We start from the raw sequence: 26,557 nt of genomic DNA, 5'->3' as shown, positions 1-26,557 counted from the left end.
GTAGTCTTGTAATTACAGTGCTTTTTTGTTTTTTGTAAATTGAAATAACTTAATTTGTTTTTTAGCAGTTACTCGCGTGAGGGGTTGTAGTGAAGCTCTTTTTTTATCCCGTTTTTTTAAGGGATAAAAAAAAGCGGAAACGAAAGACCCGACCCGTAGTTTTTACGGAGGGTCACGCCCAAATAAATAAAAACAAGAATGATGTTCTAGTCCAGCTTTGGCAAACTAAAAGTATCCAATGCGCTTTTTTCGGTCATAAGCGCTTCTATTTCACTAGATTTTCTTGGAGCTTCGGCAGATAAATTGACTGGAGCATTATCTGTTACCAAGATGTCATCTTCGATTCGTACCGCAATTCCCCACCATTTTTTGTCACAATCACTACCCTTTGGAATATAAATTCCGGGCTCAACTGTAAGCACCATATCTTTCTCGAAGGTGTTGTACATACCGGGATCGTGCACATCCAGCCCGATATGATGAGAAGTTCCGTGAGGGAAATATTTTCTGGATTCCTCGGCTGTTTTGATGATTCCCAATTTCATTAAACCATTGGTAATAATATCACGGGCTGCTTTATCTGGAGCTGTGAAGCTATTTCCAATTTTGACTGTTGCAATTCCTGCTTCTTGGGCTTCGTAAACCAAATCATAAATTATTTTTTGCTCAGGAGAAAACTTACCGTTGGCAGGAATAGTTCGGGTCACATCGGCGGTATAACCGTGATATTCGGCTCCTAAATCCATTAAGACCAAATCATTATCTACTTTCATTTTGGTGTTTTCTATATAATGTAAAACACAACCGTTGTTGCCGGCGCCAACTATCGAAGGATAGCCTTCGTACTCACTGCCGTATTTTTTATAGACAAATTCATGAATGCCCTGAATTTCGGTTTCAGACATACCGGGATGCATGGCTTTCATCGTTTCGCGCTGTCCCATTGCCGAAATACGAACAGCTTTGGTCAATAATGTCATCTCTTCTTTAGACTTAACTTCCCGTAAACTTGCCATATAAGTGATAATAGCTTTAGTATCTATATTTGTTTTTTTTGCTGCAATAGTTTTGGTTGCACTAATCTCATTTTGCAAATTCGAATCTGTTTTTACGTCCGACTTTACATTGTATCCAATTTGGCTTTTAAACGAACCAATTAATTTATATAAATCGGCTTCTTCTTTCTTGGAATCGCGGTAATCATCTTTGAAATCTGTAAAAAACACATTGCTAAAACTATAAAAGTCAATTCCTGAGTTCAGAAATTCTTTTCCGTTAAGGGCATTATCAAAACCTAGATTTTTTTTGGCTCCGTCAACTCCAAGACGAACGCCTGTCCATTGCTCTGCTTTGGGATTTTTTTCCTGAACGTAAAGTAGTTCATTATATGTTTTACCTTCTTTATTGGTTTGATTTTCCGAAAAAATGACCAAAACACAATTGGGCTCTTTATACCCAGTTAAATAATAGAAATTTGGATCCTGATGATATACAAAATCGACATCATTGGCTCGGTTTCGAACAGCATTTCCAAAAAATACTGCCACACTATTCTTTGGCATTTTTTGGCGTAAAGCCTCTCTTCGCTCCTTGTGAAATTCAGCCGACAAATAATCCGTTGGATTTCCATTTTGAGCTATTGCTGCAAAAACAAACACCACTGTGAGAATAAAAGAAAATTTGAATTTCATATTTATTTCAATTTTAGAATTTAATACCGATAGATTTTTGATAAATCGAAAGTAAATATAAATATTTTTTGGTGTTGGCATGTATTTTTTTTCTTCACAGGACTGTTACCAATTAAAAAAGAGAACAATAATAGCGTACGCCTTAGAGTTCTCTTTTAAGATTTTGTCATAAATTGAAATTAACCAAAACATCAAACTATTAACAAAACGCCCTAAACAATCCTTAATTTGATTACTTTTTTGTATTCAATTTCAAAAATGTTCAGTAACATCATTAATATAGATTGCATTTATTCTAAAAGGTTGCGTGAGGATAGAATTTTTTTTTCAAAAAGATACATTTATCTTTCCTCATACATTTTCAAAAGCTGCGTCACGGTATTCCAATTGCGAATTGTTGCCGTTACATTCAGTTTTTTTTCAATATATTTTTGGTCAAATCTGGTTTTGCCAGCTCCTACAGCGTACTTTATAAAAATTCTGCTTTCGTCAATGCTGGCTTCATCTGGTTTGAATTGACTAATTTTCAAATCGTTGATACTGTCGCTTCGCAACGTTGTCGAAATAAAAGCGACATATAATTTTTTTAAATCAGCTTCTTTCTCTTTCAAAAAAGGGTTGTTTTGGAGACTTTTTTCTAAATCGGTTTTTCCAATGACAACGATAGGAACTTCATGCCCAAAAGCCTTGAAAATTTCCTGTTTTATTTTAAAACCAACTGAAGCCGCATTTTCCTCCTCGCAATCCACAAAAACATTTCCCGATTGTATATATGTTTGCACATTTTTGAAACCAATAGCTTCTAAAGTAGCTTTCAAAGCGTCCATTTTTATCATATTGTGACCCGAAACATTGATGCCACGAAGGAGTGCGAGATGAGTTGTCATTTTATTGTTATTTTGAATTGCAAAAGTATTGTGTTTATTGGTATTATAAGGAGTATTTATTAAATTTTCACCTTTACAACTACTTTTTTTACTTTCGAAATTTGACCTGCTTTTACACTTTGTCTGTGAAGATCCTCGGGAAAAAACAATGTAAACATTTCTTCTTCTACCCTAAGCATTGATGTTTCGCCTTTATAGAACGTATAATCTTTTTCTAAATTTTCTTCAACAATCTCTTGATTGGTAAGCGGAACAAATCCCATAAATTCAACTCCTTGAATAACATATTGAATATCGATATATTTATGATGCCCTTCTAAAACACAATCTTTCTCATCTTTGGTGTCATATTCCTGAATAATAGCAAAAATAGCATCGTTCTCAATTTCATATTTTCCAGGTTCTAAAGCAACTAAATCAGTATTTGTAATGAATTCAAATCCTTTTGCCATTCTTTTGGTAAGTTGGCTGTATAGCCTGTAATTTTCAATTTTGTCAATAACCATTTTGTACTTTTTTGTTTTTAATTATAAATCTCAATTCCCTTGTCCCTTAATAAAGTTCTCAAAACACTATACAAAACACTAGTATTCCAATCTTTTAAATAACTAAAACCTCTATTAATATTTCTTGCATCATCCTCAGAATATATTGCAAAATAAGTATGATAATTTCTTGTTCTAACTTTGTCCCATGGAATTGATTTCTCAATTTCATTTAAAACACTACTTACATTGATTGTTATAAAATCTTTTGTAAAACCAACATCTCCGATGCTAAAATCTTGGCCATTTTTATGTTTTTCAATGAACTTATTTGTGATATCCTTAAAATGAAAATCCCACAACAAATCCAAAATTTCATTAAATTGGATATGATATTCTTTCTTTTTATTTCCAAAATAGGTTTTAAAATTTATTTTAAGAATTTTATTTTCTTTATTGCGAAGGAAAATTAAATATTCTCTTCCAAAAACAAATTTATATTGCATCCAATGTATGCCAAATTTGTATTCGATTATATCTTCTTTTTTAAAAAGAGTAGATGGGATTGTATATAAATTACTATCCTCAAATTGTATAAACTCTTTGCTAATTTTTAATTTCCTTGGATAATTATCTGTTAAGCCTCTTCTAATTAAGAATTCAGATTCTTGTACACTCATTGTTTAATGTTATAGGATTTAAAATTTATTTTCCAAATCTATAATTTTATAAATCAATTTCCTAAACATTCCCATTTCCAAATTTCCAAACAAAAAACTATCTTCGCTTTCTTAAAAAAGAGAAAAGAGTAGAGTCGAAATTCTATATTCTATATTCTAAAATCTACAATCTAAAATCTGCAATCAAAAAAATGTCCAACAACCTCCTAGAAACTCCCATAGAATTCCTCAAAGGCGTTGGTCCCAATCGGGGCGCGTTGTTGCGTAAGGAATTGGGAATTTTTAAATACGGAGATTTAGTCAATTTTTTTCCAAACCGCTATATCGATCGCACTCGCTATTATAAGATAAATGAGTTGCAAAATAATGTTGCCGAAATCCAGATTATAGGTAAAATAATTAATATAAAAACAGTCGAATTTGGTCGCAACCAAAAAAGATTGGTCGCCACATTTGTAGATGATACGGGGCAAATGGATCTCAACTGGTTTCAAGGTCACAAATGGATTAAAGAAAGCTTGAAGCTCAATGAAGTCATTGTTATTTTTGGAAAATGTGCTCAATACGGAAACCAATACAGTATGGCACATCCCGAAATTGAGTTGTTGAGCGAACACGAAAAAAGCTTACGTTCTGCAATGCAACCTGTGTATCCTTCAACCGAAACATTGGCAAATCGCGGTATATCGAATCGAGTCGTGAACAAAATGATGCATCAATTGTTTCTCGAAACACAGGCATTATTCAGTGAAACTTTGCCTTCATATTTGATAAACGAACTCAAATTGATTCCAAAGAATGCAGCTTTATTCAACATACATTTTCCCAAAAGTGCCGAAATTTTGGCGAAAGCTCAATTCCGGCTCAAATTTGAGGAACTGTTCTATATTCAGTTGCAATTGATAACGAAAAATTTGATTCGGAAGCATAAAATAAAAGGACATCCTTTCACAACAGTAGGCCAATTTTTCAATGATTTTTATCAAAATCACTTGCCTTTTGAATTGACAAACGCACAAAAAAGGGTAATCAAGGAAATTCGAACCGATATGGGGAGCAATGCCCAAATGAACCGATTGCTACAAGGTGATGTAGGTTCCGGGAAAACTATTGTTGCTTTTATGAGTATGCTTTTGGCTCTTGATAATGGTTTTCAAGCTTGTTTGATGGCGCCAACAGAGATTTTGGCCAATCAGCATTTTATAGGATTATCAGAATTGGCTACATCTTTAAATATAAACATCAAAATACTGACGGGATCAACCAAAATTGCGGCTCGTAGAATTATACACGAAGAATTGGAAAACGGTACTTTGCAAATCCTTATCGGCACACACGCTCTATTGGAAGATAAAGTGAAATTTCAAAATTTAGGATTGGCTGTTATCGACGAGCAACACCGCTTTGGAGTAGAACAACGATCCAAATTATGGAAGAAAAATGCAATTCCACCTCATATTTTGGTGATGACCGCCACTCCTATTCCTAGAACTTTGGCGATGAGTTTATACGGAGATTTGGATATTTCGGTGATAGATGAATTGCCTCCGGGGAGAAAACCTATTCAAACCGTACATCGTTTTGATTCGAATCGATTGAAAGTGTGGAAATTCATTCGGGATGAAATTGCATTGGGGCGCCAAATTTATATTGTTTATCCGTTAATTCAGGAATCGGAAAAAATGGATTTCAAGGATTTAATGGACGGTTACGAGAGTATTTCCAGAGATTTTCCATTGCCTCAATACTCTATTTCAATCCTTCACGGAAAAATGAAACCTGCCGATAAAGATGCCGAAATGAAACGTTTCTCCGAAGGGAAAACCAATATTATGGTAGCAACAACGGTCATAGAAGTCGGTGTCAATGTTCCCAATGCGAGCGTAATGATTATTGAAAGTGCCGAGCGTTTTGGACTGTCACAACTCCATCAATTGCGAGGGCGTGTGGGTCGCGGTGCCGATCAAAGTTATTGTATTTTGATGACTTCTTTCAAATTATCAAGTGACAGTAAAACCCGAATGGAAACAATGGTGAGTACCAATGACGGTTTCGAAATTGCCGAAGTCGATTTGAAACTTCGCGGTCCAGGAGATTTAATGGGAACACAACAAAGTGGCGTACTCAACCTTCAGATTGCCGACATTGTTCGGGATCGGGATATTTTACTTTTGGCACGAAATTATGCGATAAAAATTCTAAAGGAAGATGCCCCTTTGCAAAAACCAGAAAACGCTATCCTTAAAGCCGTTTTTATAGAATTGACCAAAAAGAAAAATATTTGGAATTATATAAGTTAGTTTTTGAGGTTGCTAAGTTTCTGAGATTCTAGGTTGTTTAAAAAAAAGACTCACAGTCTTAGTTACTTAGAACCTTAGAATCTTTTCTAAACCATTAAACCTTTCCATTTTTTTACCGTCTTATCTTTTAACTAGAAAAAGAGTTTTTGGCTAAATTTTAATATTTGTATGTACAAACGTTAAATAAAAATTAACAATTCCACTTTTCACAATTCTAAAACCTAAATTTGTAGATTCCTTATCGAAGGATATGTTAAACTTCTTTTATATTAAACCAATGAAAATAAAAAATCTTGTTTATGCCTTATTGATAATAGGGTTTGGTGGATTTATCGCCTATAGAATTACTTCGAATAATGCCAAAAATAATGGTTCAAAAGACAAAGAGAATAAAGACAAACCAATGACCGTAACAGGCATAATAGTCAATCCTAAGACTTTTGATAATAACTTATCCCTTTCGGGTTCTATTGAGGCCAATGAACAAATTGAAATTCACTCGGAAGTATCAGGGATTGTTGAAGGGATTTATTTTCAAGAAGGAAGTAATGTTTCAAAAGGACAACTTTTGTTCAAAGTTAATGATATCGAATTAAGGGCACAATTGGCTCAGGCAAATACAAAAGAAGGTTTGGCTTCCGAAAATGAAAGAAGGGCCAAACTGTTGTTGCAAAAAGAAGCCATTAGCCAAGAAGAATATGACATTGCAAGGGCAGATTACAAATCAGCTCAAGCGCAAAGTCAGTTAATTAAAGCCCAAATTGCAAAAACATCGGTACGCGCTCCTTTTTCAGGAAAAATTGGACTTCGCACTATTTCGCCCGGAACTTACATCACTCCTACTATTTTGGTTGCCAAATTGGTAAACAGCAGTAAATTGAAAATTACTTTTTCTATACCTGAAAAATATGCTTCTCAGGTAAAAACAAATACCCCTTTGAGTTTTACCGTTGAAGGTTCTGACGAAAAATTTACGGCTAAAGTTTATGCTATTGAACCAGAAGTAGCCGTAGCTACCAGAACGCTTCAAGTAAGGGCAATTACAGAAAATAGTCAGGGAAAACTATTGCCGGGTACTTTTGCAAATGTTGCATTGCCTTTGAGTATTATAAAAGATGCAATTGTTGTACCTACAGAAGCGATTATTCCAGTTCAAAACGGTAAGAAAGTCTATATATCCAAAAACGGTTTTGCCAAAGAAGTTATGGTAGAAACTGCCACTAGAACCGATGCTTCTATCTTGGTACTTTCTGGTTTAAAAGCCGGAGATACTTTGTTGACTAGTGGTGTAATGTCATTAAAAGATGAAACTCCTGTTAAGGTAATCATTAAATAAAAACAACTGTTTATTTAGATTTAGTATTCACTATTAAATCTAACTTTAAAATCTAAAATTACTTAAATGAGTTTATCCACTTTAAGCATAAAAAGACCTGTAATGACCATCGTTATGAACTTAACGATTATATTATTTGGTATTATTGGTTATACTTATCTGGGGGTTCGAGAATTCCCGTCGATAGATCCTGCGCAAGTTTCTATTCGAACGAATTATACAGGAGCCAATTCGGATATTATAGAATCTCAAATTACGGAACCTCTAGAAAAAGCAATCAATTCCATAGACGGAATTCGAAATGTAACTTCCTCAAGTGCTCAAGGAAGCAGCACGATTACCGTCGAATTCAATTTGGATAAAAATCTGGAGGAAGCAGCCAATGATGTTCGTGACAAAGTCTCACAAGCGATTCGAAATTTACCCCAAGATATCGATGCACCACCAGTTGTTTCTAAGGCTGACGCCAATGGAGATGCGATTATTTCGATGACCGTACAAAGCGATACTCGAAGTGCACTGGAACTGAGTGATTATGCCGAAAATGTAATCGGGCAAAGACTCGAAACCATTCCAGGCGTTAGTGGAGTTCAAATTTGGGGACAAAAAAGATACGCGATGCGATTGTGGATTAATCCAGAAAAGTTAGCTTCTTACGGTTGTACCGTTGCAGAAGTGCGTGATGCTTTGAATAGCCAAAATGTAGAATTACCTTCCGGAAAAATTACAGGTGATAATACAGAACTGACTGTAAAAACAGTAGGAAATCTTTCAAAACCTGAACAGTTTAACAATATTATCATTCGATCTGTTGGTGAAAAAATAGTTCGTTTTAGCGATATAGGAACTGCCGAATTAGGCCCTGAAAACGTAGAGACTAAAATGACGCAGTCGGGCACTCCCCTAGTTGGTGTGGCAATTGTACCGCTACCTGGAGCCAATTATTTGGATATCGCAAGCGCATTTTACAAAGAGTTTGAACGTTTGAAAAAGGATTTACCAAGTGATATTAAATTAAATATAGCCATTGACAATACCGTTTTTGTAAAAAAATCGGTGATTGAAGTAGCCGAAACGCTAGGAATATCAATTGTATTGGTAATTTTAATTATTTTCTTGTTTTTTAGGGATTGGGCAATTGCGTTCAGACCTTTAATCGATATTCCGGTTTCCTTGATTGCAACATTCTTTATTATGTGGCTTTTTGGGTTTTCAATAAATGTGCTTACACTGCTAGCCATTGTTCTTGCTACCGGACTAGTTGTAGATGACGGTATTGTGGTTACAGAGAATATTTTCAAAAAAGTAGAAGAAGGAATGTCTCCAATTGAAGCAGCAATAAAAGGCTCTAATGAGATTTTCTTTGCGGTAATTTCGATATCCATTACTTTGGCGGCTGTATTTTTACCGGTTATTTTCCTCGAAGGTTTTGTCGGAAGATTGTTTCGAGAGTTTGGGGTGGTCATTGGAGCTGCCGTATTGATTTCAGCTTTTGTGTCTTTGACATTGACCCCGATGCTAAACGCCTACTTGATGAAAGGTGGTGAACAAAAAAAATCAAAGTTCTATATTCGTACTGAACCTTATTTTCAAAAGTTGAATAGCACTTATGCCAATGCATTGGAACGTTTTATGAAGAGAAAATGGTTAAGTTTTCCAATTCTTATCGTATGTTTTGGATTGATATATTTATTTTTTAATATTCTAAAAAAAGAGACGGCTCCTTATGATGACCGAAGTGGCTTCGTGATGCGTATGACTACTCCTGAAGGATCCTCCTACGATTATACGGATCGTTTTATGCAGGAAGTTTCCAAATTGGTAGATGATTCTATTCCAGAAAAGAAAGTGAGTTTGGTGATTACCTCCCCAGGTTTTAACTCATCTTCTGTAAACAGTGGTTTTATTCGGGTTTCATTGGTGGAACCGGATCAAAGAAAAATGTCACAAAAGGAAATTGCCGATAAATTAACCAAATTGACCAGTCAGTATTCGGAGGCCAAAACATCAGTAATTGAACAGCCTACTATCGCCGTAAACAGACGTGGTGGTTTACCGGTTCAGTATATTATTCAAGCGCCCAATTTTGAAAAGCTAAGAGAAAAAATTCCTTTGTTTATGGATGAGGCTGCAAAAAGTGATGTCTTTTCTGTTACGGATGTGAATTTAAAATTCAATAAACCAGAAATCAATGTTTCGATTGATAGAGCCAAAGCCGAAAGTTTAGGAATATCGGTGAAAGATGTTGCCCAAACCTTACAACTTTCCTTAAGCGGGCAGCGTTTTGGCTATTTTATCAGAAACGGAAAACAATATCAAGTAATTGGTCAGTTTGAAAGACAAGATCGTTCCAAACCGTTGGATTTGACATCGATGTATGTCAAAAACAACAAAGGAGAATTGATTCAAATGGACAATGTGGTTAAAATTGAAGAACAAAGTAATCCGCCTCAATTGTACCATAATAACAGATATATGTCGGCCACAGTTTCTGCAGGCCTCGCTCCAGGAAAAAGTTTAAGCGATGGAATTGATGCGATGAATGAAATCAAAGCCAAAGTGCTGGATGATTCATTTACCACTGATTTAGGTGGAGAATCGAGAGATTTTGTCGAAAGTAGTTCGAATACTTCTTTCGCATTTGGATTGGCTTTATTATTAATTTTTCTAATATTAGCGGCTCAATTTGAAAGTTTTGTCGATCCTTTCATTATTATTTTAACAGTACCAATGGCAGTTGCCGGGGCATTATTTTCACTTTGGTTATTCAACCAAACGTGGAATATTTTTAGCCAAATTGGAACCATTATGCTTATTGGATTGGTTACCAAAAACGGAATTTTAATTGTTGAATTTGCCAATCAATTGCGGGAACAGGGAAAACCAAAACTGGAAGCCATTTTGGAAGCTTCAGAGTCAAGGTTACGCCCTATTTTGATGACGAGTTTGGCTATTTCATTGGGAGCATTGCCAATTGCTTTGTCACTAGGTGCGGCTGCCACAAGTAGAATTGGAATGGGGGTTGTTATCGTGGGAGGAACAATTTTCTCTTTGGTCCTTACTTTATTTGTAATTCCGGCTTTATATTTAATGTGGTCTAAAGCCAGAAAACATTATCCAGAATTTGATCATATTGATGAATATGAAAACGAAGTAAAAAAATAATTTAAGACTCCAATTTACTAAGTTTTTGGAAAGCTTTTTAAGTATATATCCGTAAAAGGAAATATAAACAAACGGGTGTTTAGAAGAAAAATAAAAACTTAACTTAGAATCTTAGCCGCTTAGTGACTTAGCATCTACCTTAAAAAAATAACATGAATACAAAACTGTTTTTTAAAAGTCTCTTTTTGTTTTTCTTTTGCTTTGCAATAGGAAATGCACAAGAAATCTTGACTCTCGAAAATGCTGTAAAAATAGCATTAGAGAATAATTTTGAAATAAAAATTGCTGCTAATAATTTAAAAATTGATCAAGCCAATGTAGCTATTGGTAATGCAGGAATGTTACCATCAATAAGTGCATTGGTTACAGATAATAATAGTATTCAAAACACGAACCAAACAAGGTCGGATGGTACAGAAATTAATTTAAAAAATGCAGAAAACAATAATCTAAACTATGGTGTTGGATTGGACTGGACCATTTTTGACGGTTTAAAAATGTTTGCAAAATACGATCAATTAAAAGAATTGCAAAAAATGGGTGATGCGCAATTAAAATTGACCATTATCAACAAAATAAGCAATGTTAATTCGGTCTATTATGATTTGGTGCAACAGCAACAACAACTAACCGATTTGGATTCAACCATTGTTATTTCTCAAAAAAGATTAGAATTCACCAAAAACAGGTATACCATAGGAAAAGGATCAAAATTGGATATGTTGAATGCTCAAGTAGATTTGAATACCGACCTTGGTAATTTATTAAAACAAAAACAAACCTATTCGAATACCAAAACCCTACTGAATCAGCTATTAGCAAGAAATTTAAAAGCAGATTTTAAAGTTTCTCAAGTAATAAATGTAGACCGTAAACTGCAGTTTGACGAACTAATGGCATTAGCAGAAAAGCAAAATCCAGAATTAGAAATACAAATCATCAATAAAAAAGTATCAGAATTGCAATTGAAGCAAGTAAAAGGGGAACGATATCCAACAATTAAATTAAATACAGGATACAATTTTAATGATACTAATTCAAGTCTTGGTTTTACAACCCAGTCATCGGCAAGAGGCTTAAATTATGGTTTTACGGCTTCCTTAAATTTATTTGATGGAAATGCCCAAAATAGAAATGAAAAAATTGCATCCATGCAAGTCGACAATTCCACTTTGGCAATAGAGCAACAAAAAACCATTTTAAACTCGGAATTGACAATCGCATTTCAAACGTATACAATCAATTTAAGTTTAATAGATTTAGAAATTAATAATGTTGATATTTCAAAACAGAATCTTCAAATAACTGCTGAAAAATTCAGAATTGGGACTATAACTTCGGTTGAGTTTAGAGCCGCTCAATTAAATTACATCAACGCCAAAATACGATTAAGTAACGCCCAATTTCAGGCAAAATTATCTGAAATAACATTAAGAGAATTAGCGGGTAATCTTAATTTTTAATTTTTTCGACTTCAAAAAAAAAACAGAATGATATCGTACAATCCAAAAATTTGGTTCACTTACATCTTTAGTTTACACCAATCGAAATCAATTAAAGAATTTTCGCCAATTTTACTCTTCGTTGGATTATATTCGGGTGCGATTGCTTATTTAGAGTTGGATTATTTCAAACTAGACGAAACCAGTCATGTTAAAAACCTTTTTGTAATTCATATCACATTGGGTTTTGTTATCTCATTGCTTTTGGCCTATCGCATTAATTCGGCTTATGACCGTTGGTGGGAAGGGAGAAAATTATGGGGAGCTTTGGTCAATAATAGTCGAAATCTAGCCATTAAACTTTCTGTCATATTGAAAGATGAAAAGGATTTAGCATATTTTAGAAAATTAATTCCAAGTTATGCTTCGATGCTAAACAAACATTTGAAAGACGAAGAAACGAGTATGCAATTATTTGATCATGTAGATTTAGCTCTGGATAATCACAAACACAGACCAAATCAAATCGCTAAAATGTTATTTCAAAAGATAAATGATTTGTATGTCATACATAAAATTTCGGGAGACCAATTGATTATTTTAAACAATGAAATTCAATCTTTTACTGATATTTGCGGTGCTTGCGAGAGGATTAAAAACACACCAATCCCCTATTCTTACAGTATTTTTATCAAAAAATTTATATTTATTTTTGTTTTAACACTACCCTTTCCATATTCTTTTACTTTGGGGTATTATGTAATTCCGGTAGTCACTTTTATTTTTTTTGTATTAGCAAGCATCGAATTAATTTCCGAAGAAATTGAAGATCCTTTTGGTTATGACGATAATGATTTGCCAACAAAGAAAATTGCCGAAAACATCAAAAAACATGTAGAGGAATTGATTTAAAAAGTGCAGCAAAATTTGTTACAATAGAATTGATTTTTGGCACTCACTAACTTTGAACCTCAAGAAACATTGATTATATTTGCACCCGAGCCGGTAGGGCGAACGGACGAAGTAATTTTGTAAAAAACATCATTAAATGAAAATATCATACAACTGGTTAAAACAGTTCATTAAAATAGACTGGAAATCCGATGAAACTTCGGCATTGCTTACGGATTTGGGACTTGAAGTAGAAGTAGTCGAAAAATACCAATCGGTAAAAGGTGGTTTGGAAGGTATTGTAGTAGGACATGTTCTTACTTGCATACCACATCCAGATGCCGATCGTTTAAAAATTACAACAGTTGATCTTGGAGATGGAATTCCATTGCAAATTGTTTGCGGAGCCAGCAATGTAGCTTCAGGTCAAAAAGTTCCTGTTGCAACTATCGGAACTATTTTATACGATAAAGACGGAAACTCCTTCACCATAAAAAAAGGAAAAATTAGAGGACAGGAAAGTCATGGAATGATTTGTGCAGAAGATGAATTGGGTCTTGGTGAAAACCATGACGGAATTATGGTTCTTGACGAAACGATTCCTGCAGGAACTTTAGCATCTACTGTTTTTAAAATAGAAAATGACGAAGTTTTTGAAATAGGATTAACCCCAAATCGTGCTGATGCCATGAGTCATCTTGGAACCGCACGTGATTTAAGGGCTGGATTGATACAGACTGGAATTAATGTAGAATTAATAACACCGTCAGTAAGTAATTTCAGAGTTGACAAAAGAACATTAAAAATTGATGTCGACGTAAAAGACATTCATCTTGCTCCAAGATATTGCGGCGTTACTATTTCTGGAATTACAGTAAAGGAATCTCCAGATTGGTTAAAAAACCGATTGAAAGCCATTGGAATTAATCCAAAGAACAATATTGTTGACGTGACCAATTATGTTCTGCATGATTTGGGACAACCGCTACATGCTTTTGATGCAGGAAAAATAAGTGGAAAAATAAGCGTACAGACACTTCCATCCGGAACAAAATTCAAGACTTTAGATGATATAGAAAGAACGCTGCACGAAGAAGATTTAATGATTTGTGACGAAAAAGGTCCTATGTGTATTGCAGGAGTATTTGGAGGTTTAAAATCTGGAGTTTCAGAAACTACAAATGCCATTTTTCTGGAAAGTGCCTATTTTAATCCCGTAAGTATTCGTAAATCGGCCAAAAGACACCAACTTAATACAGACGCTTCTTTTAGATTCGAAAGAGGAATTGACCCAACTATTACAGAATATGCATTAAAAAGAGCTGCTTTATTAATTATTGAAGTTGCAGGAGGCGAAATAACATCTGACATCATTGATATTTACCAAAAAAAGATAGAAGACTTTCCTGTATTTTTAAATTTTAAAAATGTAGCAAGAATTATTGGTGAAGAATTACCAAAAGATACAATCAAACAAATTTTGGCTTCTTTAGAAATTAAAATAAACAGCGTTTCGGATGCCGGATTGGGTTTGACGATTCCTGCGTATAGAGTAGATGTACAAAGAGAAATTGATGTAATCGAAGAAATTTTGAGAGTGTACGGTTATAACAATATTATATTTTCAAAAAAATTGAATGCAACCGTTTCAAATTCACCCAGAAACGAAGATTATAAAGTACAAAATAGTATTGCGACACAACTAAATTCGTTAGGTTTTAACGAGATGATGGCCAATTCATTGACCACAGCTTCGTATGTTCAACTTTCCCAAATATTGAAAGAAGAGCACAATGTAACCATGTTGAACCCATTAAGCAGTGATTTGGCCTCCATGCGCCAATCGTTATTGTTCTCTGGATTGGAAGCTATATCGTATAACATAAACAGAAAAAATTCGGATTTAAAACTTTTTGAATTCGGAAAATCATACCACAAATTCCTTGCTGGTTATGAAGAAATAAAGCATCTAACTCTTTTTCAAACTGGAAACAGAAACCAAGAAAATTGGACAAATGCTCAAAAACCTTCTGATTTCTTTTTGTTTAAAGGATACGTAGAAAGTATAATATCTCGACTTGGAATTTCTAAAACTAAAAGTGCTGCTGTAAATTCAGATATTTTTTCTGAAGGAATTGCTTTTGCATTGGGAAGTGAAACTATTGTAGAATTTGGATTGGTGAAAAAATCTATATTGAAGCATTTTGGAATCAAACAAGACGTTTTCTATGCTGATTTCAATTGGGCAACCGTTTTAAAATTAATGTCAAGCAAAATTAAATATACTGACATTCCCAAATACCCTGAAGTTCGCAGAGATTTAGCATTATTGATAGATCAAAATGTTACGTATGACAGTATTTACAAGATCGCAAGACAAACAGAAAAATCTTTATTAAAAGACATTAATTTGTTTGACGTATACGAAGGGAAAAATTTACCCGAGGGAAAAAAATCATACGCATTGAGCTTTATCATTCAGGATCTCACAAAAACTTTGGAGGACACCCAAATAGATTCAATCATGAGCAAATTGAAAAATAATTTTGAAACGGAACTTGGAGCAAGTTTAAGATAAATAATCCTGTTCTTTAAAAACAAAAAAAATCCTAATTCAGATTGAATTAGGATTTTTTTATAATCGTAGGTTACTAATAAATTATTTTTGCTTTGGCATCAAAACCGCATCTATAACAAAAATAACTCCATTTGATTGAAAAACATCTGCAATAGTTACCATAGAATTTCCACCGTTTTCATCGGTAAGAATTAGCTGTTTCCCTTTCATAGAAATAGTTAACATTCCTCCATTTACAGTTTTTAACATCGCTTTTCCGTTTCCTGCCTTAATCGCTTTTTGCAAATCAGCTGAACTCATTTTTCCTGCAACAACATGGTAAGTAAGAATACTTTGCAGCATTTTTAAATTCTCTGGTTTCAATAATGTGTCTACTGTTCCTTTAGGCAATTTATCAAAAGCTTCATTTGTTGGGGCAAAAACGGTGAATGGACCTGTGCTTTCTAAAGTTTCAACTAATCCTGCGGCTTTTACTGCTGCCACTAATGTTGTATGCTCTTTGGAGTTCATAGCATTTTGAATAATATTTTTGGTAGGATACATTTCAGCTCCACCAACCATAACACTTTTTTGAGCAAAAGAAGTAGCTCCAAACACTAATGCAAATAATGCAATCGATAAAATTTTTCTAGTTTTCATAAAATCTGTTTTATAAGTTATTTATAAAAGCATTTACGATAGAAACTCGATTTTGGTTTTAAAAAAATAAAAATATTTTATTAATTATCAATACATTAAAAATAAATTTATTTAAACCTATATTTTTATTCCCAAAAAAAGTCCCAATTCAATAAAGGATTGGGACTTTTAGAATTTAAATTTTTACACTATAAATTTTTAATCACAAATTCACTTCTTCGATTCAATTCATGTTGCTCTTCATCGCATGAATTTTCTGGAATGCATTTTACAATTGGAACGCTTTCTCCATATCCTTTTCCGAAAATTCTGCTTTTAACGATTCCTTGTTCTATAATATACGTTCTCGTAGCATCGGCACGTTTTTGAGAAAGATCTAAATTAAATTTGGCATTTCCACGATTATCGGTGTGTGAACCAATTTCAACAACCATCTCTGGGTATTTTTTCATCAATTCGACAACTCGATTCAAAATAGTTTTTGATTCTTTTCGAATGTACCACATATTATAATCAAAATAGATGGGATCGGTTTTTATAATTAATCGATCTTTTTGTTTTACAACATCTTTTTCTGCAGCAACAATAGCATCCATTTTTTGTTTTTTCTGGATGGCATCCAATTCTTTTCGCTTTTGGTCAGCAGTAATTTTTTCTTTTTTAAGCTGTTGAAGTGCTGCTAAATCGGCCAGTCTTTTTTCTTCAAGCTCAATTGCATTATTCTTTTTAGCAATGGCATCGGCTGCTTTTTTCTCTTTTAGCGCAATAGCGTCGGCAGTTTTCTTTTGTTGAAGAGCTAACAATTCTGCAGCTTTCAATTGCTGAGCAAGAATTAAATCGGCTGCTTTCTTTTGTTCCAAAGCGATTTGTTCCCCTTTTTTTATGGCTTCTATTGATCGAATGTCCATTGAAGCATCATTGGATTTATATCTTTCACTGGAAATTTTTAAATTCCTTGAATTCTCGGTATAATTTTCTCTGGTTACAAATACTGAATAATTTGTTTCGCATCCAGCGGTAAAAGCAAATTTTCCATCTGTTGCAGTGATTGCTTTTTCAACTTCTTGATTAGATGCATTTTTTAGAATAACAATTGCATTTTCTAATGCTAGCTGCGTATCAGTATCTGTTACAATTCCAGCAATATATTGTTTACAATTTTCTATCAGTAATGGTTTTATTTCTTTTAGCGAATAAATATCGTCATTGCCCTTTCCTCCTGGCCTATTTGAAGAAAAATAACCCTCTTTCGAATCTGGATTCATATAAAAGGCAAAATCATCATAACCAGAATTTACAGGAAGTCCAACATTCGAAGCTTCAGAATATGAATTATTTTGAATATCGGATACAAAAACATCCAAAGATCCGTAGCCCTCATGCCCATTCGATGAAAAATACAATTTGTTATCATTGGAAACAAAAGGAAATTGTTCTCTCTGCGTTGTATTAATTGTATTTCCTAAATTTACTGGTGTTCCATAAGTATTTCCATTTATTGTAACACTAAAAATATCAAATGAACCCAATGTCCCCGGCATATCCGAAGCAAAATACAATGTTTGCTCATCTGGACTTAAAGCAGGATGTTCAACCGAATAATTGGGGCTATTAAAAGGTAGCGCTTTAATATTTGTCCATTTATTATCAACAAATTCAGCTTTGAAGATTTGAATAGTCGAAACTTTATCAGTATTTTTTTCTCTTCTTCCGTCGTTTGAATTGTTTCTGGTAAAATACATTGTCTTACCATCTTTAGTAAAAATAGCATTGGATTCGTGCATTGGAGATTTTAATTCTTTCGAAAAATAGTTGACAATAGAATCGCTTTCATTGACATTTTTTATCGGAATAGAAACTAAATTCAGATAAGTTTCATTGTTCCATTTATAGGTTTTATCGAATAAATTGGGCTTCTTTTTAACAGCCGCAAAAACTAAATTATCTCCCAAAACTACAGCTCCAAATTCAGAATTTATGGTATTAATTGACAGATTTTTTATTTCAAATCGATTTCCAATTGCAGAGACATTATTTAAAGTATTGATACCCTTATCCAATTTTTCAACAGCTTCTTTATTATTTGAAGCAACAAGATAATTACGCATTACGTTATTTGCTTCGGCATATTTTCCTGTTGCTTTAAGTGTTTCGGAATATCTAAAATAATCTTGTTCAGTAAGATTTACTCCCGATTTTGACATTAATAGATGATATTGCCCCTGAGCGTTCTCATAATCACTAGTGAAATAATAGCAATTTCCAAGTTTTCGAATGACTTCAACGCTTTGATTTGTTGCACTTATTTTTTCATACAAAGGAATGGCTGCACTATAATATGTTTTGTCATACAAGCGATTGGCTCGCTGCAAATCTTGTTGTTGCTGACTGTATATAAACTGTATCGAAAATACGATTAGGATTAAGAATATTCTTTTCATATTTACTTTTTTAGAAGAACCTTGGTGATTTATCATATCCTTTTCCTAAGAAATCTAAATTATACAATAAAACAAATTCATGAGATCCTGAACTGAACTGACTCAAATTTGAAAGGGTATAATCATACGAATAACCCACTCTGAAATTTGGCAATACATTGATATTCATTAAAATATTTACAGAATCATCAACTCGATAGGCAACGCCCAATTCAAACTTATCATTGTACAAAACGTTTGCAGTAAAATCTAATGAAACGGGAGCTCCTTTTACAAAAATCGCCATAACTGCAGGTTTGAATTTGAAAGCATCATTGATATTAAAAACATAACCTCCAGTCAAAAAAGAGTGAATATTTTGAATCCCCAGCGAACTTATCTCAGACCTCTCTTTTATATGCTCGGCTGAAAGTAAATTTGGAGCAGAAAATCCAACATAATAATTATCGGTAAAATAATAGGCTCCTACACCGAGATTTGGCAATGTTTTGTTTACGTTTTCTGCAAATGCTTTATCGGTTGTTGCGTCTCCGCTATTTAAAACAAAACCATTAAAATTGGTATTCAAAGAAGTTATTCCAGCTTTAACACCAAAAGAAAGTTTTTGCGTTTCATTTAATTGAACAATATAAGCGATATCCGCATAAAAATTAGTTTCTTTTTTGGCGCCATCACCGATATCATCTGAAATTAATGAAAAACCAGTTTCCAGTTTGTCATTTATTGGAGTATGTGCAAAAAGGGTAAATGTTTTTGGAGCTCCCTCCACTCCAACCCATTGTGTCCGGTACAAAGTCCCCAGATTTAAAACTGATGGTGTAGCAGTTGCGTATGCAGGGTTTACAACACTCATGTTATACATGTATTGCGTATATAATGGATCTTGTTGTCCAACAACCTTTAGTATCGAAAGGAAAAAAAACACAAGAAATAATAATTTCTTCATTTGAATATATTTTAAGTAATAAATTATCGGTTTAAATAAAGGCTTCCTTGCTTTGGTCGCAATTTATCTTTATTATAATTGATAATATAAAAATAGACGCCTGATGGTGCATTACCATCTATAAAGTTTGAATTAGAATTTTTCCCATCCCAAGCTGGTTTACTAATATTCCCTTTGAATAAAACATTCCCATATCTGTTAAAAATTTCCAATGTATAGTTTGGATATAAAAATTCGATATTTACAATTTGGAAAGTGTCATTAACGCCGTCATCATTCGGAGAAAATCCACTAGGAATAATAAAATTATCCGGTGTTGCGGTACAATCGGTAAGTGAAACGGTGACTGGTAAAGGATTGGAATAACAATTTGTAATTGTGTTAAAATCGAAACCGTAATAAGTAGCCCCTTCAATCAATAAATCAGTATTGGCAAGTAAAGTCCCGTTGGAAGCTGCATTGTACCAAACTAAATTTCCATTTGAATTGGTGTTGTTTGACAAACTTTGAATTGTTGGTTTGTCTGCTCCGCAAAATTCTTGTCCATTTGGTTTTAAAACTGGCGCTTGAACTACATTTATAACTACACTTATTTGTGTTGCTCCAGATTCACAACCAGTAGTCAAATTTATTTCTTTTACAAAATAATCGGCAGACACCAAAAGTGTACCAGAAGATAATGGTGTGTTGCTAGTTGCAGAATCAAACCATTTGTATTGATTTCCGTTTGGTAATAAATTAGCAACAGTTGCTAAATCTGTTTCGCAGAACTCTTGATTGTTTGCCGTTGGATTACTAGGAATTGGATTAATTGAAAAATTCTTAGAAACTGAAGTTATGGTAGTAGAACAACTATTTCCAGTATTTGTCAAATCTGTAATCACCAATGTATTCATCCCTATATTACCAAGGTTGGATGCTGGAATCAAAAAACTAGTGTTTCCATTACTTACAACCAAAGGAATTATCTGTGAACTTATTGTATTTGATCCAGATACTGAATATGTCAATGTTATATTTGTTAATGTTCCTAATCCCGAAAGCTGAACATTTATAGGTTGCCCCAAACATCCATCTTTTATTGTCACAACCATATTGGAAATATCTGGTAAAGCATTTACAACAAAGACTTTTGATAACGTTGATGTATTTGTACAATTTGTTGATGTGTTTGTAATATTGATAATGGCAATTGTTGTATTTCCTGCATTTTCGATTAAATTAGCCGCAATAGTAAACGAGGCCAAACCGCTTGTTACTGTCAAGGTTGCCGGTACAGCTGTTGCAACATTACTGCCACTTAGATTGTAAAGAATATTATAATTCCCATCTGCAAGATTGGAAGTCCCCGAAAAATTAACTACAGCATTAAAACCTTGGCAAATTGGTGCAATGGTCAATGTTGCATTATTAATTTGAGGCGTGGTATTTATTTGAACAACTATAGATTTCAAACTAGATTCGCAGCCTGTTAGTGTATTTACTTCTTTAACATAATAATTTCCAGAAACCAATGGTGTTGAATTTAATAATGGAACTGTACTTGCAAGCGAATCAAACCATTCATATTGATTTCCTTGAGGAATTAAATCAGCAACTGTCGCATTATCAGAGCTACAAAATTTTTGATCAGAAGCTAAAGGAGTAGCCGGAATAGTATTTACAGTAAAACTTTTATTATTTATAGTAGATATCGAACAACCCGTTAAGGCATTAGTAACATTCGTAATGGTGAAAGTGGTCAAACCTACATTGGGAATATCAGTTGCAGGTATAACAAAACTGGTTCCGCCCGCAACCACTGTTAAAGGAATATCCTGAGAACCAACTGTGTTTACTCCTGAAATTGTATAATCAATAGTGATAGATGTCAAAGTACCCAGTCCGGTTAAATTAACATTAGTTGGAAAGCCTTGGCATACATCATTTATAGCAACAGCCAAATTTGTAATATTAGGCAATGGATTTACTGTAAAACTCTTTGAAAGCGTTGATGAATTGGTGCAACCGGTTATAGAATTGGTTATTTTGGTAATTGTAATGCTATTTAAACCCGGATTAGGAATCAAAGCTGAAGGAATGCTAAAAGAGCCTAATCCTCCTGTAACACTTAGAACAGCAGGAATTGCAGTTCCTGTATTACTTCCAGTTAAATTATAAAGAATGTCATAATTCCCATCAGTAAGATTTGATGTCCCGGAAAATTCTACTAATGCTCCAAAAGTTTGACAAATTGGATCTATTTTTAAAGTAGCGCTGTTAATCTGAGGTGTAGTATTAATAATTACATCAATCATTTTTAAACCAGATTCACATCCCGTTAGTGTATTAACTTCTTTAACATAATAATTCCCAGAAACCAATGATGTTGAGTTTAATAATGGAACTGTACTTGGTAGCGAATCAAACCATTGATATTGATTTCCTTGAGGGATCAAATCAGCAACTGTCGCATTATCAGAACTACAAAATTTTTGATCAGTAGCTATAGGAGTAACCGGAATTGCATTTACAGTAAAGTTTTTATTATTTAAAGTTGCAACAGAGCATCCCGTTAAAGTATTGGTAACATTCGTAATTGTAAAAGTGGTCACACCCACATTTGGAATATTTGACGCTGGTATAAAAAAACTTGTTCTACCAGCAGTTACTGCTAAAGGAATAGTCTGGGAAGCTACTGTGTTTACTCCTGAAATTGTGTAATCGATAGAAATTGAAGTCAAAGTGCCCAATCCAGATAAATTGACATTGGTTGGAAGACCTTGACATACATCATTTATACCAACTACCATTTTAGTAATGTCTGGTAATGGATTAACTGTAAAAAATTTTGTAAGTGTTGATACATTGGAACAACCAGTTATAGTGTTGGTTATTTTGGTAATTATAATTGAGTTTACACCAATATTTGAAATCAAAGTTTTTGGAATAGTAAATGAACCTAGTCCTCCTGTAATAGTAAGAACAGCTGGAATTGCCGTTGCTGTATTACTACCATTTATGTTATATGTAATATCATAATTCCCATCCGCAAGATTTGAAATTCCGGAAAATTCAACTAATGCTCCGAAAGTTTGACAAACAGGAGCAATTGTAAGAGTAGCATTGTCTATTTTTGGAATTGGAAAAATGTGGAGGACATCTTCAATGGTTCCAATCGTATTAGTACAGATACCAAAACTAAGATTTTCCGTTATATTTAAAATACTTATCGTATAATTTTTAACTTGTTGAAAATTGCTCGAAGGTATTGGAAACGACGATGTACCATTAGTAAAACTTCGGACAGCAATTAATGGTATACTAACACCCGAAATTGCATAAGTAATAACGTAAATTCCGTCTGGAATAACTTGATTACTTTGTGTCAGAACGGCAATATACCTGGCAGTAGCAATTTCATTTTCACAAATATCTGAGTAAACAGCTAAAGTTGTTCCTGTAAAATCAAGTTGTTTTTTTATTATAATATCAACACTAGAAGATTGATTGATGCAAACAGTATTATTTGACGCCACAGTATAGGTAAACCTATAAGTACCTGCACCTTTGGTATTATAAATATTTTGTATATCAATAGTTGAATCCGTATCGTCACTTATTTCTGAAGTTCCAGATTCTGTCCAAGTCCCTCCAGAATCAGCACCACTTAATTTTGTATTTAAATCAAAATTGGTATAGGAACTTAATTGATCTGAACATATTAACAGATTAGTTGATGTTCCAGCTTCTGGTGAACGGTAAATAGAAACAAAAATAGTAGAAGGTGGAGGTGCAGGACATGATCCAATTGCATCTATTGTATATGTATAGGAATAGGTATCATCGGCGACAGGAACAGAGGCATTTAAAATATTATTGGATAATCCTCCAGAATTATCATCATCATGCCAAACTCCTCCAATTTGGGGTGCAAGTGAATTTCCATCAAAAACCTGAAACAAATTAAAAGCAGTTTCACTACTACAAATAGAGGCATTTGGGGCGGGGACACCAGTATAACCGCCAATAGTAACGGTTATAACAGCATTATTATCAATACAGCCCGAAACTCCAAGTACGGTATAAGTATAATGATAAGTACCACTTTTTTTAATTTGTTGAGCATTAAGAATACCTGAATTTTTATTCAGTCCACCCGATTTATCATCATCATTCCATGTTCCGCCAGCAGTATAAGTACCTAATAAAGGGTTAAGATCTACTGTTTTACTTAATGGATTTGCAATATCACAAACAGTAAGTGCATTATCTGTACCTCCACATTGTGCATTAATTATGTTGCAACAAAATAAAAGTGATAAAGCATAAAAAAATGTATAGGTCCTAATTTTTATAGGGAAAAATAGTTTTGAAACCATATATTTTTATTGATTTTTATCCAAAAATAACCTTTTTTTATTAAGTTAACCTTACATTAACATGTTTTTACATAAAAAATGATTTTTTTAATTAAACAAAAAAAAGCTCCACAATTTGCGGGGCTTCCTATTATTCAAAAAATCTAAGATTTTTTTTCTCTGATTTTTCCATTTTTACTAAAATTAAATCTATTAAATTTAATCTTTAATAAATTTCAAGCTCGAACTCCCCTTATCTGATTTTATTTTTATAAAATAATTCCCTGTTCTTAAAATTGAGATATCAACTGAAGTAGTTTTTTCCGCGTTAGGAATTACAAGTACTAGTTGACCTAAAACATCATAAATAGCAATGGATTGAATTTCGATAGTGCTTTTTGCTGAAATATTCAAAACAGTTGTAGCAGGAATTGGATAAACACTAACGTATTTTGAAAACTCAAAATCTTGTGTTCCTAAAGTTTTAAAAGTAGATGTTGCTTTATTTGTCAAAATCGGAAAATTATAATCAAAATAAATATTCGCTTCATTTTCAAAAGAATCACCAACAACAAGTGTTGGCAAAGTTTTTATTTTGAAAGCAATAAAACCGTCATTATTGGCATTGTCAAAAGGAAGATTGATATTTTCAAAAATAAACTCCACTTTGTTTCCATCTGAGATTTTAGTGATGTACGAATGACTTGAACTTGTTGGAACCAAAGTTGAAATATCAAATTTTGACAAGTCAATCATATCTTTTACAACAATATTTTGTGCTGGATAAGTTCCAGTATTTTCAAAACGGATTAAATAATGCACGTATTCTCCAATTAAACTTGGCGTAATAACAGGACCTTCTATACAGGTTTTGTCATTTGGATCGTAAGAACCTACGACTTTTTGGCGCAAAGCAAAAGAATTATCCACAGGTTTTTCATCATCTATTAGTGGAGTTACCAATGCATTAAAACTCAGACGATCGTCTATATTAACTGGTGGCGTTTCCATTGGTGAATTGACGTTTAATTTAAAAGTAATTTCTCTTGATTCAAAAGGCTGCAAATCAACATAATTCCAAACCAATTTATTAACCGTTTGACTTGTAATAGCAGGAGTTGATGAAACATAATCTAAAACACCATCATTAAAATCGAGAGTAACAGTTCCGGATTTTAGTTGATTTCCTTTATTTTTAAATATAATTTTATAAGTTGCATCAAAGCCTGGCCTAGCCGGAACAAGAGGCAAAATAGTAACTTCTAAATCTTGATGTGAGCCATTTGGAGTAACACAAAAATTTTGAGTAAATGGACTTACTGCAGTTGGAAAAGTAATACTTACTGATGCTGGTGAAACAGTAAAATAAGTTGGATTTTCTATAATTGGAGTGATAGTATGAGTGCCTTGTCCAACTGGAATGTCATAATTTCCTGATATATTAGATATAACATTACCTTTTTGAACACCGTTTGTTATCTCAAGATTCAAACTTGAAAATTTAGCATCATTAATATCATAGCCATTACTATTGCTATCAAAAGTACTTTTTCCTTGAATGTTATAAAAAACACCTCCAGGTTCAAATGTGCAATAAGAATTCACAGCTATATTCGTATAATTATTGTATGCTAAATATCTTTCAAGTTGAGAATTTTGTATATCATCGTTACAAATATATTTTAGATTTGGGCAATTTATAATATCTAAATATTCATCTCTCCCATTTTTGGCAAAAATTGAAACAAGATTATTATTACCTCGGCATTCAATTCCAGTCATATTTACAAAACCAGACAAATCTATAAAGCTTAAATTATTGTCAGACAATCGTATAAAATCAATATTAGTAGTTCCTATTAATTCCATTGAAACTAATTCATTATTTCCTAGACTAGCATTTTTAATATTTAACAACCCTGTCAAATTAATAGTCTTTAGTTTATTATTATCAGCCCATAACTCAAACAATTTTGTACATTTTGAAAGATTAACATCCATTAATAAATTATTATGTACCCACATTCTATATAGGCTAACACAGTCTGTAAGATTGGTAAAACTCTCAATCTGGTTATCATTGCAAATTAAATCTTCTAATTTTGTTAAACCTGTTAGGTCTAATTTTTTTAATTTATTATTTTGACATTGAATATGCTTTAAACTTAAAAGTCCCGATAGATTTAAATCACTTAATAAATTGTAATCTAGATGTAAATGATGAAGTTTATCTAATCCTGAAACATTTACAGAATTTAGTATGCCTTGTGCACAAACCAAGGTTTCCAAATTTTTAAGAGGACTAACGTCTAAGCTTTCAATAAAATTTCTAGAACAATCTAAATATGTTAATTCTTTCAAAGAACTTATATTCAAACTAGTTATTTGAGTATTCCAACATATTAAACTTTTTAAATTGGTAAAATACTCAATACCATACATATCAACAAGATAGGAAGAAGATAAATCTAGAGCACTTATTTTTAAAGCTTCATCTACTTGTATTTCTGAATCATTATTTTCATCTATTTTAATATAATTGCCTGAAAAATCTTTTGCAATCTCATTATCTGTATTAGCAATTAATAATCGGGCCTTAAAATTTAAACTCTTAAACTCAATAATTTGTCCATTAACTTTAATCATCAACAGTAGCACAAAAAACAAAAAGTAATATTTCTTCATAAAATAGAATTTGAACTGTAAATGTAGTATATTAAACTAATTAATGTTCTT

At 33.1% G+C, this 26,557-nt stretch carries 15 protein-coding genes; 6 read left to right on the top strand and 9 right to left on the bottom strand.

Annotated elements, in window-relative coordinates; translation table 11 throughout:
• Nucleotides 1-206: 206 nt before the first annotated feature.
• The 4 genes from OLM57_RS13015 to OLM57_RS13000 form a co-directional block, all read right to left on the bottom strand.
• Nucleotides 207-1,691 (bottom strand): aminopeptidase P N-terminal domain-containing protein, encoded by a 1,485-nt coding sequence (locus OLM57_RS13015; protein ID WP_264564125.1) that lies wholly within the window; start codon nt 1,689-1,691, stop codon nt 207-209.
• Between the two features lie 341 nt (nt 1,692-2,032).
• Entirely contained in the window at nt 2,033-2,578 is a 546-nt protein-coding gene (locus OLM57_RS13010; protein WP_264564124.1) for a DUF1697 domain-containing protein, read from the bottom strand.
• A 59-nt stretch (nt 2,579-2,637) separates the two neighbouring features.
• A complete protein-coding gene (locus tag OLM57_RS13005) occupies nt 2,638-3,084 on the bottom strand; it encodes a YhcH/YjgK/YiaL family protein (RefSeq protein ID WP_264564123.1) in 447 nt (148 codons plus the stop codon).
• A 17-nt stretch (nt 3,085-3,101) separates the two neighbouring features.
• Nucleotides 3,102-3,743, bottom strand: a complete 642-nt coding sequence (locus OLM57_RS13000) for a hypothetical protein (protein ID WP_264564122.1) — start codon at nt 3,741-3,743, stop codon at nt 3,102-3,104.
• Between the two features lie 191 nt (nt 3,744-3,934).
• On the opposite strand from OLM57_RS13000, the gene recG reads away from it, so the two are divergent.
• The 6 genes from recG (at nt 3,935) to pheT (ending at nt 15,455) form a co-directional block, all read left to right on the top strand.
• Complete coding sequence (gene recG, locus OLM57_RS12995; protein WP_264564121.1) at nt 3,935-6,043, top strand: ATP-dependent DNA helicase RecG; 2,109 nt, start codon at nt 3,935-3,937, stop codon at nt 6,041-6,043.
• Between the two features lie 277 nt (nt 6,044-6,320).
• Nucleotides 6,321-7,379, top strand: a complete 1,059-nt coding sequence (locus tag OLM57_RS12990; protein WP_264564120.1) for an efflux RND transporter periplasmic adaptor subunit — start codon at nt 6,321-6,323, stop codon at nt 7,377-7,379.
• A gap of 66 nt (nt 7,380-7,445) precedes the next feature.
• Nucleotides 7,446-10,544, top strand: a complete 3,099-nt coding sequence (locus tag OLM57_RS12985; protein WP_264564119.1) for an efflux RND transporter permease subunit — start codon at nt 7,446-7,448, stop codon at nt 10,542-10,544.
• Nucleotides 10,545-10,696: 152 nt separating this feature from the next.
• Complete coding sequence (locus OLM57_RS12980) at nt 10,697-12,007, top strand: TolC family protein (protein WP_264564118.1); 1,311 nt, start codon at nt 10,697-10,699, stop codon at nt 12,005-12,007.
• 27 nt (nt 12,008-12,034) lie between these two features.
• Nucleotides 12,035-12,898 (top strand): bestrophin family protein, encoded by an 864-nt coding sequence (locus OLM57_RS12975; RefSeq protein ID WP_264564117.1) that lies wholly within the window; start codon nt 12,035-12,037, stop codon nt 12,896-12,898.
• 136 nt (nt 12,899-13,034) lie between these two features.
• Nucleotides 13,035-15,455: a phenylalanine--tRNA ligase subunit beta gene (gene pheT / locus OLM57_RS12970; RefSeq protein ID WP_264564116.1), complete on the top strand. Its 2,421-nt coding sequence runs from the start codon at nt 13,035-13,037 to the stop codon at nt 15,453-15,455.
• An 81-nt stretch (nt 15,456-15,536) separates the two neighbouring features.
• Here the strand turns inward: pheT and OLM57_RS12965 are convergent, their stop codons facing one another.
• The 5 genes from OLM57_RS12965 to OLM57_RS12945 form a co-directional block, all read right to left on the bottom strand.
• The gene (locus tag OLM57_RS12965) at nt 15,537-16,094 is read right to left on the bottom strand and encodes a fasciclin domain-containing protein (protein WP_264564115.1); all 558 of its coding nucleotides are present in this window, start codon (nt 16,092-16,094) and stop codon (nt 15,537-15,539) included.
• 188 nt (nt 16,095-16,282) lie between these two features.
• On the bottom strand, nt 16,283-18,535 hold the full coding sequence (locus OLM57_RS12960) for an OmpA family protein (RefSeq protein ID WP_264564114.1): 2,253 nt from the start codon (nt 18,533-18,535) through the stop codon (nt 16,283-16,285).
• A 10-nt stretch (nt 18,536-18,545) separates the two neighbouring features.
• Entirely contained in the window at nt 18,546-19,481 is a 936-nt protein-coding gene (locus OLM57_RS12955; RefSeq protein WP_264564113.1) for a type IX secretion system membrane protein PorP/SprF, read from the bottom strand.
• A 23-nt stretch (nt 19,482-19,504) separates the two neighbouring features.
• A complete protein-coding gene (locus tag OLM57_RS12950; RefSeq protein ID WP_264564112.1) occupies nt 19,505-23,842 on the bottom strand; it encodes a gliding motility-associated C-terminal domain-containing protein in 4,338 nt (1,445 codons plus the stop codon).
• Nucleotides 23,843-24,040: 198 nt separating this feature from the next.
• A complete protein-coding gene (locus tag OLM57_RS12945) occupies nt 24,041-26,506 on the bottom strand; it encodes a leucine-rich repeat domain-containing protein (protein WP_264564111.1) in 2,466 nt (821 codons plus the stop codon).
• Nucleotides 26,507-26,557: the final 51 nt, after the last annotated feature.

It is taken from the genome of Flavobacterium sp. N3904 (genome assembly GCF_025947305.1).
In the GTDB taxonomy this organism is placed as follows: Bacteria; Bacteroidota; Bacteroidia; order Flavobacteriales; family Flavobacteriaceae; genus Flavobacterium.
Note: the sequence above shows the minus strand (reverse complement) of the source record. Positions and strands in the feature narration are given on the sequence as shown.